Here is a 14,664-nt window from a genome sequence, read left to right as displayed (position 1 = left end):
GGTGCGCTTATCGTCATTGCGTTGCCTTTTAAAACCAGTACACTCAAAACACAACAAAGTTTAAGTAATAAAAAAGGAACTGTTATGAGCGAGGCTTATATTATTGATGCCATTCGCACCCCACGCGGAAAAGGAAAAAAAGATGGCTCTCTTTACGAAGTAAAACCAATTACATTACTGACCACCTTATTAAATGAATTACAACATCGCCATCAACTCGATACCTCTAAAGTCGATGACATTGTTTTGGGGTGTGTAACACCAATTGGCGATCAAGGTGGTGATATTGCCAAAACTGCAGCGATTGCAGCAGGTTGGAATGATGATGTTGCTGGGGTGCAAATCAATCGCTTTTGTGCATCAGGTTTAGAAGCAGTCAACATGGCAGCCATGAAAGTCCGCTCTGGTTGGGAAGATTTAGTAGTTGCTGGTGGCGTTGAATCAATGTCACGCATTCCAATGGGTTCCGATGGCGGACCATGGGCTCTAGATCCAGAAACAAATCTTAAGTCATCATTTGTTCCACAAGGTATCGGCGCTGACCTCATTGCAACCCTAGATGGCTATAGCCGTGAAGATGTTGATAATTTTGCTGTAAAGTCACAACAAAAAGCGGCAGCAGCTCAATCAAATGGTTATTTCAATCACTCAGTCGTACCAGTAAAAGATCACTCAGGTGTGGTGATTTTAGAGAAAGATGAATTTATTAAAGGCAATACCACACTCGAAGGCCTAGCAAAGCTCAACCCAAGTTTTGAAATGATGGGCCAAATGGGCTTTGATGCAGTCGCTTTACAAAAATATCCAGAAGCACAAAAAATCAATCATGTTCACCATGCAGGTAACTCATCAGGCATTGTCGATGGAGCAGCTGTAGTTTTATTAGCTTCTGAAAAAGCGGTAAAAGAACAAAACTTAAAACCACGCGCTAAAGTTTTGGCGACTGCATTAGTTGGTACCGACCCAACCATTATGCTGACTGGCCCTGCGCCTGCTGCACGTAAAGCTTTAGAAAAAGCTGGCCTCACGATTGATGATATTGACCTATTTGAAGTCAACGAGGCATTTGCAGCAGTTGTTATGCGTTTTATTAATGAGCTCAATGTCCCTACTGAAAAAGTCAACGTAAATGGTGGTGCGATTGCTTTAGGTCATCCATTAGGTGCAACAGGTGCCATGATTTTAGGTACTTTACTTGATGAGCTTGAACGACAAGATAAAAAGCGCGGTTTAGCGACCCTCTGTGTTGGCGGTGGGATGGGTATCGCCACCATTATTGAACGCGTATAAAAATTAGGGATATAGAAGATGAGTGCAATTCAATACGAAAAAAATGCCGACAATATTGTCATTTTAACGCTTGATTCAACTGGTCAATCTGCGAACACCATGAATGCTGAGTTTCGTGACTCGCTTGATGAAGCGACTCAGAAACTTAAAGCAGAAACAGAACTTTCAGGGGTTATTTTCCGCTCGGCTAAAAAAACTTTCTTTGCAGGCGGTGATTTAGATGAGCTGATTCAAGTTCAGCCTGAACACGCAACTGACTTTTTCAATATGGTTGAAAAGCTAAAAGGTCATTTACGTACAATTGAAACACTAGGGATTCCAGTGGTTGCAGCATTAAATGGCACGGCACTTGGCGGTGGTTGGGAAATCGCATTAAGTTGCCATCACCGTATTGCAATTATTGACCCGAAAAGCAAATTTGGTCTACCAGAAGTTACTTTAGGTTTACTACCAGGTGGCGGCGGTATTGTACATATGGTACGTCTGCTTGGACTTCAAAATGCGTTCCCATTTTTAATGGAAGGCAAACAGTTCGGTGTCGATAAAGCAAAATCTTTAGGCTTAATTCATGACACTGCCGAAAATGAACAAGAACTTTTAGATAAAGCAATTGCTTGGATCAAGGCCAATCCAAAATCTCAGCAGCCCTTTGATGTGAAGGGTTATAAAATTCCGGGTGGCGATCCAAAAACTCCAGCAGTTGCACAAGTTCTTGCAATTGCACCAGCCATGTTAAAAGACAAAACCAAAGGTTGTTACCCTGCCCCTGAAGCAATTATGGCTGCCGCAGTTGAAGGTGCTCAAGTTGATGTCGATACTGCACTGCGTATTGAGTCTCGCTACTTTACTCAGCTTACAACAGGTCAAATTTCTAAAAATATGATCGGCACTTTCTGGCATGGTCTAAATGCAATTAAGTCTGGTGCTAGTCGTCCTGCCGACGTTCCAAAATGGCAAGCGACTAAAGTTGGTGTGTTGGGTGCAGGCATGATGGGTGCAGGCATTGCTTATTCAACAGCCATTAAAGGCATTCCAGTTGTACTTAAAGATGTATCTGTTGAAAATGCTGAGAAAGGTAAAGCTTACGCACAAAAGCTCTTAGATAAACGTGTTTCACAAGGCCGCATGACCGCAGAAAAACGTGATCAGATTTTATCTCTCATCACGGCGACAGCTTCCGCTCAAGATCTTCAAGGTTGTGATTTAATTATTGAAGCGGTATTTGAAAATCAAGAACTCAAAGCTAAAGTCACTCAAGAAGCCGAGCAATATCTAGCGCCTAACGGTGTGATGGCATCAAACACCTCAACCCTGCCAATTACAGGTTTAGCTCAGGCAAGTAAGGATGATAAAGCTTTTATCGGTCTGCATTTCTTTAGCCCTGTCGACAAAATGCAGTTGGTTGAGATTATTAAAGGTAAAAACACCTCCGCAGAGACACTTGCCAAAGCTTACGACTTTGTACAACAAATTGGAAAAACACCGATTGTTGTCAATGATAGCCGTGGTTTCTTTACCAGTCGTGTGTTTGGTACTTTCATTCAAGAAGGTATGCGCTTGCTTGCCGAAGGTGTTCACCCAGCGCGTATTGAAATGGCAGCACTGAAAGCTGGTATGCCAGTTGGCCCCCTCGCTATTCAAGATGAAGTATCTTTAACATTAACTGAACATGTTGCTAGTGAAGCACGCAAAGCTCTACAAGCCGAAGGAAAAGATTTATCTAAAACTTCTGTAGATGAAGTGGTTCACACCATGATTCATGAGTTAAACCGTAAAGGTAAAGCTGCTGGAGCTGGTTTTTATGAATATCCTGAAAATGGTAAAAAGCATCTATGGGAAGGCTTAAACCGCTGGAAAAAAGATCATGATATTTCTGAACAAGATATGATTGATCGCATTCTGTTTGTACAGGCCTTAGATACTTTACGTTGTTATGAAGAAGGCGTACTGGAATCTGTAATTGATGCCAATGTCGGTTCTATTTTTGGAATTGGTTATGCGCCTTGGACTGGAGGAGCAATTCAATTCCTAAATCAATACGGCACTGATAAAGCACAAAAACGAGCTGAAGAATTAGCTGCAAAATATGGTGAACGTTTTACACCGCCAGCTTTACTAAGAACCAAAGCTGAGCAGAAACAAAATATTCAGTAATTTAGTCCTATTGGATATTTAAAAAACTGCATAAACCTTACCCATATAAATATATTTTATTTATATGGGTTTTTCTTTATGACCTTTAAGATTTCAGCCCCCTGCCTAAATATGCTATAAATAGACTTCATTTTTGTGCTTCTATAGCACATTCGAGAAATTCTTATGTCCGATAAAAATTCTTCCGAGTCAGCAATTTTAGGCTGGAAATTTGTTCTGATCGTTGGTGTTTTAAGTGCGATTTTCCTTGGCTTTTTCTATTTAGCAATGAGTAATGAACCTGACTATATGCCAGGTGCACAGCGCAAAGCTCAACAAGAGCAAATGCAGCAAAAGGCTGAACACTCTACAGAGCAACATGCTCAACATAGGGACAACATGCCTGAAATGGATATGCAAGAACATAAGCAATCAACTCAGTAATCAGATATTTTTCAAATGACAGATTTTTCCCGCAACGCACTGGTTGTAGAAGGTGGAGGCATGCGTGGTGCCTTTACCAGTGGTGTACTTGACTCATTTTTACAACAGCAGTTTAATCCTTTTGACTTATACGTTGGTGTATCGTCTGGTTCAACCAATGTCGCCAACTACTTAGCAGGCCAGCAAGGCCGCACTCTAACGTTTTATATTGATCACTCACTTCGTCCTGAATTCATCGATTACAAACGCTTTTTTAAAGGCGGTGATTTACTTGATTTAAAATGGATGTGGGAAATTGGTGAAAAAGAACATCCACTTGATCAACAGAGTCTTTTTGCCAAAAATCCTGATTTTTATATGGTGTTGACGCATGCTAAAACTGGCCATGCAGAATATCTTCGTGCGGGTAAAGATAATTTGCTAAATGCGCTTCGTGCTTCTAGCTCAATTCCAGTTTTAACGCGTCATCCCGTCGATATTATGGGTGAACCTTATTTTGATGGTGGCGTTGCAGATGCCCTACCTGTTCGCTGGACGGCTCAGCAAAGTGGCGTAAAAAAACTGTTAGTTTTACGTACTCGTCCGAAAAACTATTTCAAAGCAAGTAGTCGAGGTGATCAATTCCTCGCGAAATATGCTTTTAAACATCATTATGGTTTCGCTAGTAGCTTGCGTAGCCGCTGTGCTCGTTATAACGCTTCAGTCGATTTCGTTCGTGGAGAAAATCCAGATCGGCAAATTCTAGAAGTGTGTCCACCGCCTCTTAAAAATATGGCTGGCCGTTTAACTACCAATCCGAAAAAGCTTCGCTACAGTTATGAAGTTGGTTTAGAGACTGGCTTACAAGCCATCGAAAACTGGAATGCAATGAAATAAATCTAAATTGAGATTTCTAAAAAGAAGTCTCAATTTAACTCTAAAACCATATCAATATGTGGAATGCCACAGTCTTCGTAAACCTCCCCCTGCACTTTAAAACCTAAAGCTTCGTAAAAAGCTGTCACATAGGTTTGTGCTGAAAGCTTTAAGTAAGGCAGTTTATGACGACGTGCATAGTCAATAATATGCTGCATTAAAATTTTACCTATACCTTGCTTTCGATAAGAAATTAAAACAGCAACACGCCCTACGCTATGCTGTGGCAACAAACGTGCTGTAGCGATAGGTTGCTCTTTATCATAGACAATAAAATGTAGAACTGTGGCATCCAAGTCGTCCCATTCATCTTCAGGTGCAATTCCCTGTTCTTGGATAAAGACTTGTTCACGGATGTATTTGGCATCTTGCTCAAGCTGTTCCCAACCACCCTCTACAATTTTATACATCCATTCACCTTCCTAGCACTTACAGCCGATATTTTCGATCGGCAACTGATCTTGCAATAACAATTCCAACGTTTGTTTTTTAATTCCGTACATTTCTTTCAATGCTTGGATTTGAGCCATAATCTTGGCGTCAGGTTGTGAAACATTTTTGCGTTTTGTCGCCAAAATCATTTTATTTTTGCTGGTATGTTCAAGCGATACAAACTCAAAAACTTTGGTTTCATAACCATAAGCTTTTAAAAGTAACGCACGTAAAGTATCAGTCAGCATCTCGGCTTGTTGTCCAGCATGAATACCAAACTGTAGCATTGGTTGTAAAACTTCCGGACTATGTAATTGTGGACGTAACTCTTTGTGGCAACATGGTGCGCACATAATCATCGAAGCGTTTAAACGAATTCCAGTATGAATAGCAAAGTCAGTCGCAATATCACATGCGTGTAAGGCAATCATAACATCCAGCTTTTCCGGTTGATAACTACGAACATCACCTTCAAAAAAGTCTAAATGATTGAAATGAACTTTGTCTGCAACGTTCTGGCAAAACTCCACCAAATTACGGCGTAGCTCTACACCTGTAATTAATGGTGTTTTCTGTTGTTGTTGCAGATAATCATACAATGCAAAAGTTAAATAACCTTTACCTGATCCAAAATCGACAATGCGTAACTCTTGTTGAGACACATCAATCTGTTCATAGGCACTCGCAAAAATTTCGATAAATTTATTAATCTGTTTCCATTTACGAGCCATGCTTGGAATGACCTGAGCTTTTTCATCAGTAATACCCAGCTCTTTTAAAAATGCATTCCCCTGCTGTACATAGCGCTGCTTTTCACGGTCATGCGCCTGAACCGTTTGTGTCGCATTTACTGCCTGCTTTTTACCCATATTTAGTATGGCTTTTTTCTTATTTTTTTTAAGTTGAATTTCTTGAGTAGTTGAAAATAAGTTTGCTTGCTTACACTGTGTGATTAATTGCTCAATCTGTTGCAAACCTTCTTGAAATGAATAGTTTTTAGTCACATCTTGGGTAGTGTGATGGTAGAGAGCTGAAAGCTGTTTTTGGCCATGTAGCTCTACAACGCGGAAAGTGATTTTTTCCAGTTGCGCCAACTCTCCCTTATATTGGCTCAAGATCAAACGCTCAAAAGCTTGTTGGTCAAGCATTTGCTTGATTTCATGAAAGAATTGCTGTTCTTGCTCAAAGGAGAAAACCGACACGGATATACCTGAAAAATGAAGACTCATATAAAATAGAAGTTTAAAGGGTCTAGGATTAAAAATAAAATAACTTTACGACTGTTTTGTATTTCTATACATTTGTATTTTTAATCAAAAAAATTAAAGTTATGAGTAAATCTGTGTTGGAAACTTACGATCCAAAAGAAGAACTATTTAATGCCTATAGTCATGGTGCTGGCGTTGTTATGGCTGTTGTAGCTTCTATCTTTTTAATTATAAAGGGATCTTATCTTTCAACCGCTCAGTGGATAGGTTTATGGGTATACTCATTTAGTCTAATTTTAGTTTTTACCAGTTCTACGCTCTATCATTTTGCTCAAACACAAAACCTACGCTACTGGTATAAAAAACTCGATCACACTGCCATTTATTATTTAATTGCGGGAACATATACCCCATTCTTAAGCATTGCTATACCTACACAAAAAGCTCATATTTTACTTATTGCTCTCTGGAGCATTGCTGCAATTGGTACACTTTTCAAGTTAGTTTTTATTCATCGTTTTCAGAAAATTTCGCTACTTGCTTATGTTCTTATGGGTTGGCTTGCTGTTTTTGTTATGGATGATATGCGCACCTATCTGAGTAAAGACGCGTTGATTTTGTTAATTATTGGCGGATTAGCTTATACGGTTGGAGCATTGTTTTACGCGTTAAAAAAGGTAAGATATACCCATGCGATCTGGCATATTTTTGTGCTTTTAGGTGCAGGGGCACATTTTCTTGCAATCTATTGGTACGTAGTTTAGTCCATTTTTCACTCATATTCAGTGATCCTGAAAGAGTCATGGATGATGTTCTTTCACGCTATTCTTTGAGAAAAATACGTCTTTAAAGAGAGTAGCTATTAAAAATAAATTTTAACGGATATAAGGACTTATATGGAGTCAACTTCTGCGACTGCTGCTCCTGTAGTAGCCACTAATTCAAAAACACGAGTTTTGTTTGCAAGCTTAGTCGGTACAACTATTGAGTTCTTCGACTTTTATATCTATGCAACAGCCGCCGTGATTATCTTTCCTCATCTATTTTTCCCTGCTAGTAGTGGCAGTGCCGCAGTCTTACAATCTCTGGCAACCTTTGCAATTGCCTTTATTGCTCGTCCTATCGGTGCCGCATTATTTGGCCATCTAGGAGATCGTATCGGCCGTAAAGCAACTTTAGTTGCGGCTTTACTGACCATGGGTATTTCAACCGTATGTATTGGTTTACTTCCAACCTATGCCCAAATCGGGATTGTCGCACCATTACTATTAGCTGTTTGTCGTTTAGGACAAGGCTTAGGCCTAGGCGGTGAATGGAGCGGTGCAGTATTATTAGCGACTGAAAATGCCCCTGAAGGAAAAAGAGCATGGTACGGCATGTTTCCGCAGCTAGGTGCCCCAATTGGCTTTATTTTGGCAACAGGTTCATTCTTACTATTAAGCGCAGTTATTCCTGAGCAAGCATTCATGCAATGGGGTTGGCGTATTCCATTCATTGCCAGTGCTGTATTGGTTATTGTTGGTTTATATATCCGTTTAAAACTTCATGAAACTCCAGCTTTCCAGAAAGTCTTAGATAAGCAAAAAGAAGTTAATATTCCATTTAAAGAAGTTTTAACCAAACATACCGGTAAGCTTATTCTTGGTACAGTTGCAGCAATCTGTACCTTTGTTGTGTTCTATCTTACTACCGTATTTGCCTTAAACTGGGGAACCACTAAACTGGGTTATGCGCGTGGTGAATTCTTAGAACTTCAACTCTTTGCGACACTTTGCTTCGCCGCATTCATTCCTTTATCGGCTATTTTTGCAGAAAAATTTGGTCGTAAAACAACTTCTATTGGCGTTTGTATTGCTGCTGCGATTTTCGGCTTGTTTTTCTCTAGTATGTTAGAGTCTGGAAATATCTTAATCGTATTCCTTTTCTTATGTACTGGCTTGGCAATTATGGGCTTAACCTATGGTCCGATTGGTACAGTTCTTTCTGAACTTTTCCCAACCTCGGTTCGTTATACAGGTTCAGCATTAACTTTTAACTTGGCTGGTATTTTTGGTGCATCTTTTGCCCCATTGATTGCGACTAAACTTGCTGAAACATATGGTTTATATGCAGTTGGTTATTATCTTACTGCTGCATCACTTTTATCATTAGTTGCGTTCTTACTTATTCGTGAAACAAAAAATGATGATGTAAATAATCAGATTTAAAGTTTTAAAGACACCCCTATAAAAAAAGCCAGTTCAATTTGAACTGGCTTTTTTTATACGTAAATGAATTAATTCATTGATGCAGGATTTGCTGGAGCAACACTATTTGTTGCAGCTGACGTTGTCACATTGCTTGCTGCAACTGCCGCTGGTCCTGCTACAGCTGCTTCACCGATTAAAGCAACTTTTGCTTTTTCTTGACTTTTTGCAGAGAGAGCTGGGTTACTTGCCACAATACGATTAATATTTGCTGAGTTTGCGGGAGCAATCGCAGTAGTTTGTAAAATAATTGGGCGATTACCTGTGTTACCCAACGTATAGCGAATACCTGTACGTGGACTAATCACTGTAGTATTTTCTTGCTTCACTACAGCTTGAGCCGAAGTTGGGCCTTTTGCTGCAAGTACTTTGTCAACCGTTGTCGTTTGAGGGGCTGAAGCTGCTTCTGCTGCAAAAACAAAACTTGGTACAGCAAGAACAGTTAAAAATAAAGGTTGTAATACTTTTTTCATTGTCTTTCCAACATACACTCTGGATGAGAAGTAAATAGCATTTAATGCTTAAAACTGCAAACATTATTCACAGGCTTACTACAAACATAAAAAAAGCAGAACAATTGTTCTGCTTTTTTTGTGAAGGCAGATTAGATCTTACCGTGACATTGCTTATATTTTAGTCCTGAACCACATGGGCATGGTGCATTACGGCTTTCTGGAACAGGGAAAGCTTGCTGTTCAGCAGACTCGTTCATGGTTTCTTGAGAAAGTGTAACTTCACCAGTTAAACCATCTACATCATCATGTTCAAAAGAAAGCTTCATTGATTCAGCTTGCTGCTGCTGTTGAGCTTCCATTTCTGCAAGTTCTTCTGGTGTTGGGATATGTACACGAGACAAATCAGTCACAACATCAGTTTTAATAATACCCAACATGTTTACGAACAGGTTGAAAGCTTCTTTCTTATATTCCTGTTCAGGGTTCTTTTGCGCATAGCCACGTAAGTGAATACCTTGGCGCAAATAATCCATTGCAGCCAAGTGATCTTTCCAATGGCGATCAAGAGAGTTTAAAACGAAATGGCGCTCAAGCATTGCTGCTGATTCATCACCCATTTGAGCGCGGCGCTGACGATAACGTTCAATTACTTCATCACTAATACGCTCAACCAAACCTTCTTCATCTAAACGACGATCTTGGTCTAACCATTCTTGAATTGGCAGCTCAATACCTAAATCAATACGTAAAGCATTTTCTAAACCTTCCACATCCCACTGATCATGAATTGACTCTGGTGGAATAAAGTTAGCAATCATGCCTTGCATCACTTCACGATGCATTTCTTCAACGTAGTCTTTTAAGGTGTTTTCAGCTAATACTTCATCACGTTGAGAATAAATGATCTTACGCTGTTCATTATTCACGTCATCGTATTTCAATAAGTTCTTACGAATATCGAAGTTACGCGCTTCAACTTTACGTTGAGCATTCTCAATCGAACGGCTCACCATTTTATGTTCAATCGCTTCGTCTTCTTTTAAACCCATCGCGCGCATCATACCAACGACACGGTCGCCTGCGAAAATACGCATCAGATCATCTTCAAGAGATAAATAGAAACGAGAAACACCAGGGTCACCCTGACGACCGGCACGACCACGTAACTGGTTGTCAATACGACGTGATTCATGGCGTTCAGAACCAATGATATGCAAACCACCTGCTTGCAATACATCTTCGTGGTCTTGTTCCCATTGTGCTTTTAGACGTGCTTCATCTTCTGCAGTTGGGTTTTCAAGTTTGGCAAGCTTAGCTTTCCAGTTACCACCCAAGATAATATCCGTACCACGACCAGCCATGTTAGTTGCAATCGTTACTGCATTCGGGCTACCCGCTTGAGCAATAATGTCAGCTTCACGCTCATGTTGTTTTGCGTTCAAAACTTCATGATGAATACCAGCTTGCATTAACTTAGAAGATAAAATTTCGCTGGCTTCAATGGTTGCTGTACCAATCAGAATAGGAGCAACACCCTGCTGACGAATATTCATAATTTCTTGAATAATCGCGTTATATTTGCCGTTACGGTTTAAATAAATTAAATCGTTTTGGTCGTTACGAATCATTGGACGGTGAGTTGGAATAATCACAACATCAAGACCGTAAATTTCTTTCATTTCCGCAGCTTCGGTATCAGCAGTACCTGTCATACCTGAAAGCTTTTTATAGAGACGGAAATAGTTCTGGAATGTTGTTGTCGCTAAAGTTTGGTTTTCAGGCTGAATTTCTAAGCCTTCTTTTGCTTCAACAGCTTGATGCAAACCTTCTGACCAACGACGACCCGGCATCGTACGACCCGTATGTTCATCGACAATAACCACTTCACCATCATGAATAATATAGTGAACATCACGTTGGAATAGGAAATGCGCACGAATAGCAGCAGATACATGGTGAACAAGGTTTAGGTTTGTTGCTGAATATAAGCTTTCGCCTTCGGCCAACAAGCCCATTTGAATAAGTTCTTGTTCAACAGTTTCATAACCAACTTCGGTCATTTCAACTGAACGCTGCTTTTCATCAATCCAGAAGTGACCGCCATCTGATACTTTTTCTTCTTTTTGCGGATGCAATTTAGGTGGAATCGTATTGATTGCACTGTAGAGGTGTGAAGAGTCTTCACTTTGACCAGAAATAATTAATGGTGTACGTGCCTCATCAATTAAGATGGAGTCAACTTCATCAATAATGGCATAGTGCAAACCACGTTGTTTCTTTTCTGCTAAAGAAAACACCATGTTGTCACGTAAGTAGTCAAAACCGAATTCGTTATTGGTACCGTAAGTAATATCTGCAAGATAAGCTTCCGCTTTTTCTGATGGACCTTGCATTGAATAAATCGTACCAATTGATAGGCCCAAAAATTCAAATAATGGGCGATTCAACTCGGCATCACGCTGTGCCAAATAATCGTTCACAGTAATGACATGTACACCCTGACCACTCAAAGCGTTTAAATAACACGCCAGAGTACCCATAAGGGTTTTACCTTCACCAGTACGCATCTCGGCGATCTTACCTTCATGTAAGGTAATACCGCCAATTAACTGAACGTCATAATGACGCATACCCATTACACGTTTAGCAGCTTCACGACAAACTGCAAACGCTTCTGGAAGTAATTTATCTAAACTTTCGCCATTATTATAACGTTGTTTGAATTCTGGAGTTTTTGCAGATAAGTCTGCATCGCTTAAAGCTGATATCGTCGGCTCGAGCGCATTGATTTGCTCAACAATTTTGCGCATGCGTTTGAGTTCACGCTCATTTTTTGTACCGAAGATACCTCCGATCAGACTTGCCAACATGGATAAACTCTCTAAATCTTGCTTGGTCAAATGAATAAACTTTTTCTCAGTCGTTTATTATGGTGCCAGAAATTTGAAGTACAAGGGGTTTGCACAAAACCCCTAAAAAAAATCTGATAGTTAGACGAATGGTTTTTCATTCATCTAATCTCCCCTTAATGTGCCGAGCACCACAAACACACCATTAACGCTCATCGATTAAGCATAACTTCCGAGAAATCTAATTTAGCAAATTTACCTTAAAGTTACATTGATTAAGCACTTAAAATAATGAGTTTTAGTCATATATATTTACACTTATATAAAAAGTTCATAATAAAATACAAAAACAATAATTTTAATCATAAAGTAAATGCTGCATATTCATTCAATCGAATAACAAATTATGAGCAATTGAGGAAAGATCATGACACTACGATTAGGAGATACTGCTCCCGATTTTCAACAAGAATCGAGTGAAGGCACGATTAATTTTTATGATTTTTTAGGGGATAGTTGGGGAATCTTATTTTCACATCCAGCCGACTATACTCCCGTATGTACAACTGAGTTAGGTTATACAGCAAAATTAAAAGATGAATTTACGAAGCGTAATGTTAAAGCGATTGCTTTGTCAGTAGACGATGTAGAGTCTCATAAAGGCTGGATTAATGACATTAATGAAACACAAAATACAACGGTAAATTTTCCAATCATTGCAGATAAAGATCGTAAAGTATCTGAGCTCTATGGCTTCATTCACCCTAATGCCAGTGAAACTCTAACAGTGCGCTCATTAGTGATTATTGATCCTAACAAAAAAGTTCGCTTAATCATTACCTATCCTGCTTCGACGGGTCGAAATTTTAATGAAGTCTTACGTGTTGTGGATTCATTACAATTAACAGACAAGCATAAAGTGGCTACACCTGCGAACTGGCAGCAAGGTGAAGATGTCGTTATTGTGCCGTCACTTAAAGATGAAGAAGAAATTAAACAGCGTTTCCCTAAAGGTTATACGGCTGTTAAACCTTATTTACGCCTCACACCACAGCCTGAAAGCAATAAAACCGACTAAAGGTTTTATTGCTTGCAAGACAAACGCAGTGCGTAGGCAAACATTTGAAAAGTTAGATACAAGACAAGCGAAGTGCGTAGGCACACTTAGATTAAATATCACACCCGAGAAAGTCATCTAGAGTGATGGCTTTTTTATTTATGTATTGAATACTCATGGTTTTTATTGTTTAGATCAGTTATAACTCGAAACGATTCGGTAAAAAAATAAAAATCATGATCTATAAAATTCATCATTTAAAGTGTGGCAGCATGTGCCCAGTTTGCGCCCCATTATTTGGACAAAAAGGCTTCCGAGCTGAAGTCATCTGTCATTGTCTTTTAGTTGAAACTGATCGAGGCTTAGTGCTTATCGATACAGGCTTTGGCTTGCAAGATTACTTACATATGAAGCAACGCCTAGGCTCATTAGTTAAACGTTTAGGCAAAATTGAGCCTAACCTTGAGTTTAGTGCGATCCAACAAATTCAAAAGCTAGGATTTAATCTGAAGGATGTACAGCACATCTTTATCACTCATCTTGATTATGATCATGCTGGTGGAATTTCAGATTTTCCACATGCCACTGTGCATGTTTTAGCTGCAGAATATAACGCAGCCCAACTTCCAAATTTTAAGGGCAAACTTCGTTATAGAACCAATCAATATAAAGATCATCGCTACTGGAACTTTGTTGAATATCAAAAAGGTGAAGCATGGTTTAACCTCGAAAAAGTAAAAGGATTTCCACTGTTTCAAGATGAAATTTTAATGGTACCACTGTTGGGGCATTCAGCTGGACATTGCGGTATTGCAATAAAGCAACAAAATCAATGGTTATTATTTTGTGGAGATGCCTACTACTCACACCTAGAGTTAAACCCTAAAAATAAATTAAGATCACTCGGTCTGTTGGAAAAAACATTTGCAGAAGATAATGAAAAGCGTCTTTTTAATCTCAAGCGTTTACAGCATTTAGCTCAACATGAACCAACGATTGAAATAATTTGTGCTCACGACCCTCATGAGCTGAAACGGTATCAAACATGAAAAAATTATCGCTCCTTACACTTGTCATCTGTATAAGTTTACAAGGGTGTATGCAGCACGAAAGTATCGCCCATGAGCATCGACCACAAGATTGGGGAAGCTTAGTTTCTCAGACTCATAACTTTTATCAAATTAGTAATGATGTTTATCGCAGTGAACAGCCTGATGCTGCAATGATTTCTGAATTAAAGAATCATCAAATTAGAACGATCATTAATTTAAGAGCCAAAGACGCAGATACTTTAGTTTTTAAAAATGAAAATTTTAATCTTGTGCATATTCCTATCAACACTTGGGCAATTGACCGACAAGATCTCTTAGAAGTCATGCAACAAATCAAAATTGCCAAGCAGAATGATCAACGCGTTTTATTGCACTGTTACCATGGTTCAGACCGTACAGGTGCTAGCGTTGCCATGTATCGCATTATTTTTGAAAATTGGGCAATTGATGATGCGGTTAAGGAAATGAAACAAGGTGGTTATGGTTATCATATTATTTGGAAGAATATTGACCGTTTATTCACACCTGAAAATGTAGAATGGATTCAACAACAACTGTCGAATCCATCTTAATGACATCTAAA

General features: G+C 39.3%; 13 protein-coding genes. 9 read left to right on the top strand and 4 right to left on the bottom strand.

The window, feature by feature from the left end:
• Positions 1–84 precede the first annotated feature (84 nt).
• The 4 genes from ACXM0J_RS11140 to ACXM0J_RS11125 all read left to right on the top strand — a co-directional run bounded on the left by ACXM0J_RS11140 (position 85) and on the right by ACXM0J_RS11125 (position 4,743).
• Entirely contained in the window at positions 85–1,290 is a 1,206-nt protein-coding gene (locus tag ACXM0J_RS11140) for an acetyl-CoA C-acetyltransferase (protein WP_086265205.1), read from the top strand.
• Between the two features lie 18 nt (positions 1,291–1,308).
• Positions 1,309–3,444, top strand: a complete 2,136-nt coding sequence (locus ACXM0J_RS11135) for a 3-hydroxyacyl-CoA dehydrogenase NAD-binding domain-containing protein (protein WP_086265206.1) — start codon at positions 1,309–1,311, stop codon at positions 3,442–3,444.
• Positions 3,445–3,609: 165 nt separating this feature from the next.
• Positions 3,610–3,867 (top strand): hypothetical protein, encoded by a 258-nt coding sequence (locus ACXM0J_RS11130; protein WP_086265207.1) that lies wholly within the window; start codon positions 3,610–3,612, stop codon positions 3,865–3,867.
• Between the two features lie 15 nt (positions 3,868–3,882).
• On the top strand, positions 3,883–4,743 hold the full coding sequence (locus ACXM0J_RS11125) for a patatin-like phospholipase family protein (RefSeq protein ID WP_086265208.1): 861 nt from the start codon (positions 3,883–3,885) through the stop codon (positions 4,741–4,743).
• Between the two features lie 29 nt (positions 4,744–4,772).
• Here ACXM0J_RS11125 and ACXM0J_RS11120 read toward each other — a convergent pair whose 3' ends face one another.
• Together ACXM0J_RS11120 and ACXM0J_RS11115 are read right to left on the bottom strand one after the other, a co-directional pair.
• On the bottom strand, positions 4,773–5,192 hold the full coding sequence (locus ACXM0J_RS11120; protein ID WP_086265209.1) for a GNAT family N-acetyltransferase: 420 nt from the start codon (positions 5,190–5,192) through the stop codon (positions 4,773–4,775).
• Positions 5,193–5,204: 12 nt separating this feature from the next.
• Positions 5,205–6,416, bottom strand: coding sequence for a class I SAM-dependent methyltransferase (locus ACXM0J_RS11115; RefSeq protein WP_086265210.1), 1,212 nt, complete (start codon positions 6,414–6,416; stop codon positions 5,205–5,207).
• Positions 6,417–6,544: 128 nt separating this feature from the next.
• On the opposite strand from ACXM0J_RS11115, the gene trhA reads away from it, so the two are divergent.
• Both trhA and ACXM0J_RS11105 read left to right on the top strand, forming a co-directional pair.
• Positions 6,545–7,186, top strand: a complete 642-nt coding sequence (gene trhA, locus ACXM0J_RS11110) for a PAQR family membrane homeostasis protein TrhA (RefSeq protein ID WP_016802594.1) — start codon at positions 6,545–6,547, stop codon at positions 7,184–7,186.
• 132 nt (positions 7,187–7,318) lie between these two features.
• Positions 7,319–8,629, top strand: coding sequence for an MFS transporter (locus tag ACXM0J_RS11105; RefSeq protein ID WP_086265211.1), 1,311 nt, complete (start codon positions 7,319–7,321; stop codon positions 8,627–8,629).
• A 68-nt stretch (positions 8,630–8,697) separates the two neighbouring features.
• Here ACXM0J_RS11105 and ACXM0J_RS11100 read toward each other — a convergent pair whose 3' ends face one another.
• Positions 8,698–9,141 carry a hypothetical protein gene (locus tag ACXM0J_RS11100; protein ID WP_033850706.1) on the bottom strand — a complete coding sequence of 148 codons (444 nt, stop codon included), beginning with the start codon at positions 9,139–9,141 and terminating at the stop codon, positions 8,698–8,700.
• A gap of 131 nt (positions 9,142–9,272) precedes the next feature.
• On the bottom strand, positions 9,273–11,993 hold the full coding sequence (gene secA, locus ACXM0J_RS11095) for a preprotein translocase subunit SecA (protein ID WP_068564965.1): 2,721 nt from the start codon (positions 11,991–11,993) through the stop codon (positions 9,273–9,275).
• A gap of 406 nt (positions 11,994–12,399) precedes the next feature.
• Here secA and ACXM0J_RS11090 point away from each other — a divergent pair, with 406 nt between their 5' ends.
• The 3 genes from ACXM0J_RS11090 to ACXM0J_RS11080 all read left to right on the top strand — a co-directional run bounded on the left by ACXM0J_RS11090 (position 12,400) and on the right by ACXM0J_RS11080 (position 14,653).
• Positions 12,400–13,050 (top strand): peroxiredoxin, encoded by a 651-nt coding sequence (locus tag ACXM0J_RS11090; RefSeq protein WP_005050084.1) that lies wholly within the window; start codon positions 12,400–12,402, stop codon positions 13,048–13,050.
• 215 nt (positions 13,051–13,265) lie between these two features.
• Entirely contained in the window at positions 13,266–14,078 is an 813-nt protein-coding gene (locus ACXM0J_RS11085) for an MBL fold metallo-hydrolase (RefSeq protein ID WP_086265212.1), read from the top strand.
• Entirely contained in the window at positions 14,075–14,653 is a 579-nt protein-coding gene (locus ACXM0J_RS11080) for a dual specificity protein phosphatase family protein (RefSeq protein ID WP_199964131.1), read from the top strand. The genes ACXM0J_RS11085 and ACXM0J_RS11080 overlap by 4 nt, the downstream gene beginning before the upstream one ends.
• Positions 14,654–14,664: the final 11 nt, after the last annotated feature.

It is taken from the genome of Acinetobacter sp. GRABPA_MV_2 (genome assembly GCF_056725885.1).
Note: the sequence above shows the minus strand (reverse complement) of the source record. Positions and strands in the feature narration are given on the sequence as shown.

Coding starts and splice junctions, on each gene's coding strand:
- ACXM0J_RS11085 (WP_086265212.1), top strand. CDS start 13,266: ATGATCTATAAAATTCATCATTTAAAGTGTGGCAGCATGTGCCCAGTT.
- ACXM0J_RS11120 (WP_086265209.1), bottom strand. CDS start 5,192: ATGTATAAAATTGTAGAGGGTGGTTGGGAACAGCTTGAGCAAGATGCC.
- ACXM0J_RS11080 (WP_199964131.1), top strand. CDS start 14,075: ATGAAAAAATTATCGCTCCTTACACTTGTCATCTGTATAAGTTTACAA.
- ACXM0J_RS11105 (WP_086265211.1), top strand. CDS start 7,319: ATGGAGTCAACTTCTGCGACTGCTGCTCCTGTAGTAGCCACTAATTCA.
- trhA (WP_016802594.1), top strand. CDS start 6,545: ATGAGTAAATCTGTGTTGGAAACTTACGATCCAAAAGAAGAACTATTT.
- ACXM0J_RS11135 (WP_086265206.1), top strand. CDS start 1,309: ATGAGTGCAATTCAATACGAAAAAAATGCCGACAATATTGTCATTTTA.
- ACXM0J_RS11140 (WP_086265205.1), top strand. CDS start 85: ATGAGCGAGGCTTATATTATTGATGCCATTCGCACCCCACGCGGAAAA.
- ACXM0J_RS11100 (WP_033850706.1), bottom strand. CDS start 9,141: ATGAAAAAAGTATTACAACCTTTATTTTTAACTGTTCTTGCTGTACCA.
- ACXM0J_RS11090 (WP_005050084.1), top strand. CDS start 12,400: ATGACACTACGATTAGGAGATACTGCTCCCGATTTTCAACAAGAATCG.
- ACXM0J_RS11130 (WP_086265207.1), top strand. CDS start 3,610: ATGTCCGATAAAAATTCTTCCGAGTCAGCAATTTTAGGCTGGAAATTT.
- secA (WP_068564965.1), bottom strand. CDS start 11,993: ATGTTGGCAAGTCTGATCGGAGGTATCTTCGGTACAAAAAATGAGCGT.
- ACXM0J_RS11125 (WP_086265208.1), top strand. CDS start 3,883: ATGACAGATTTTTCCCGCAACGCACTGGTTGTAGAAGGTGGAGGCATG.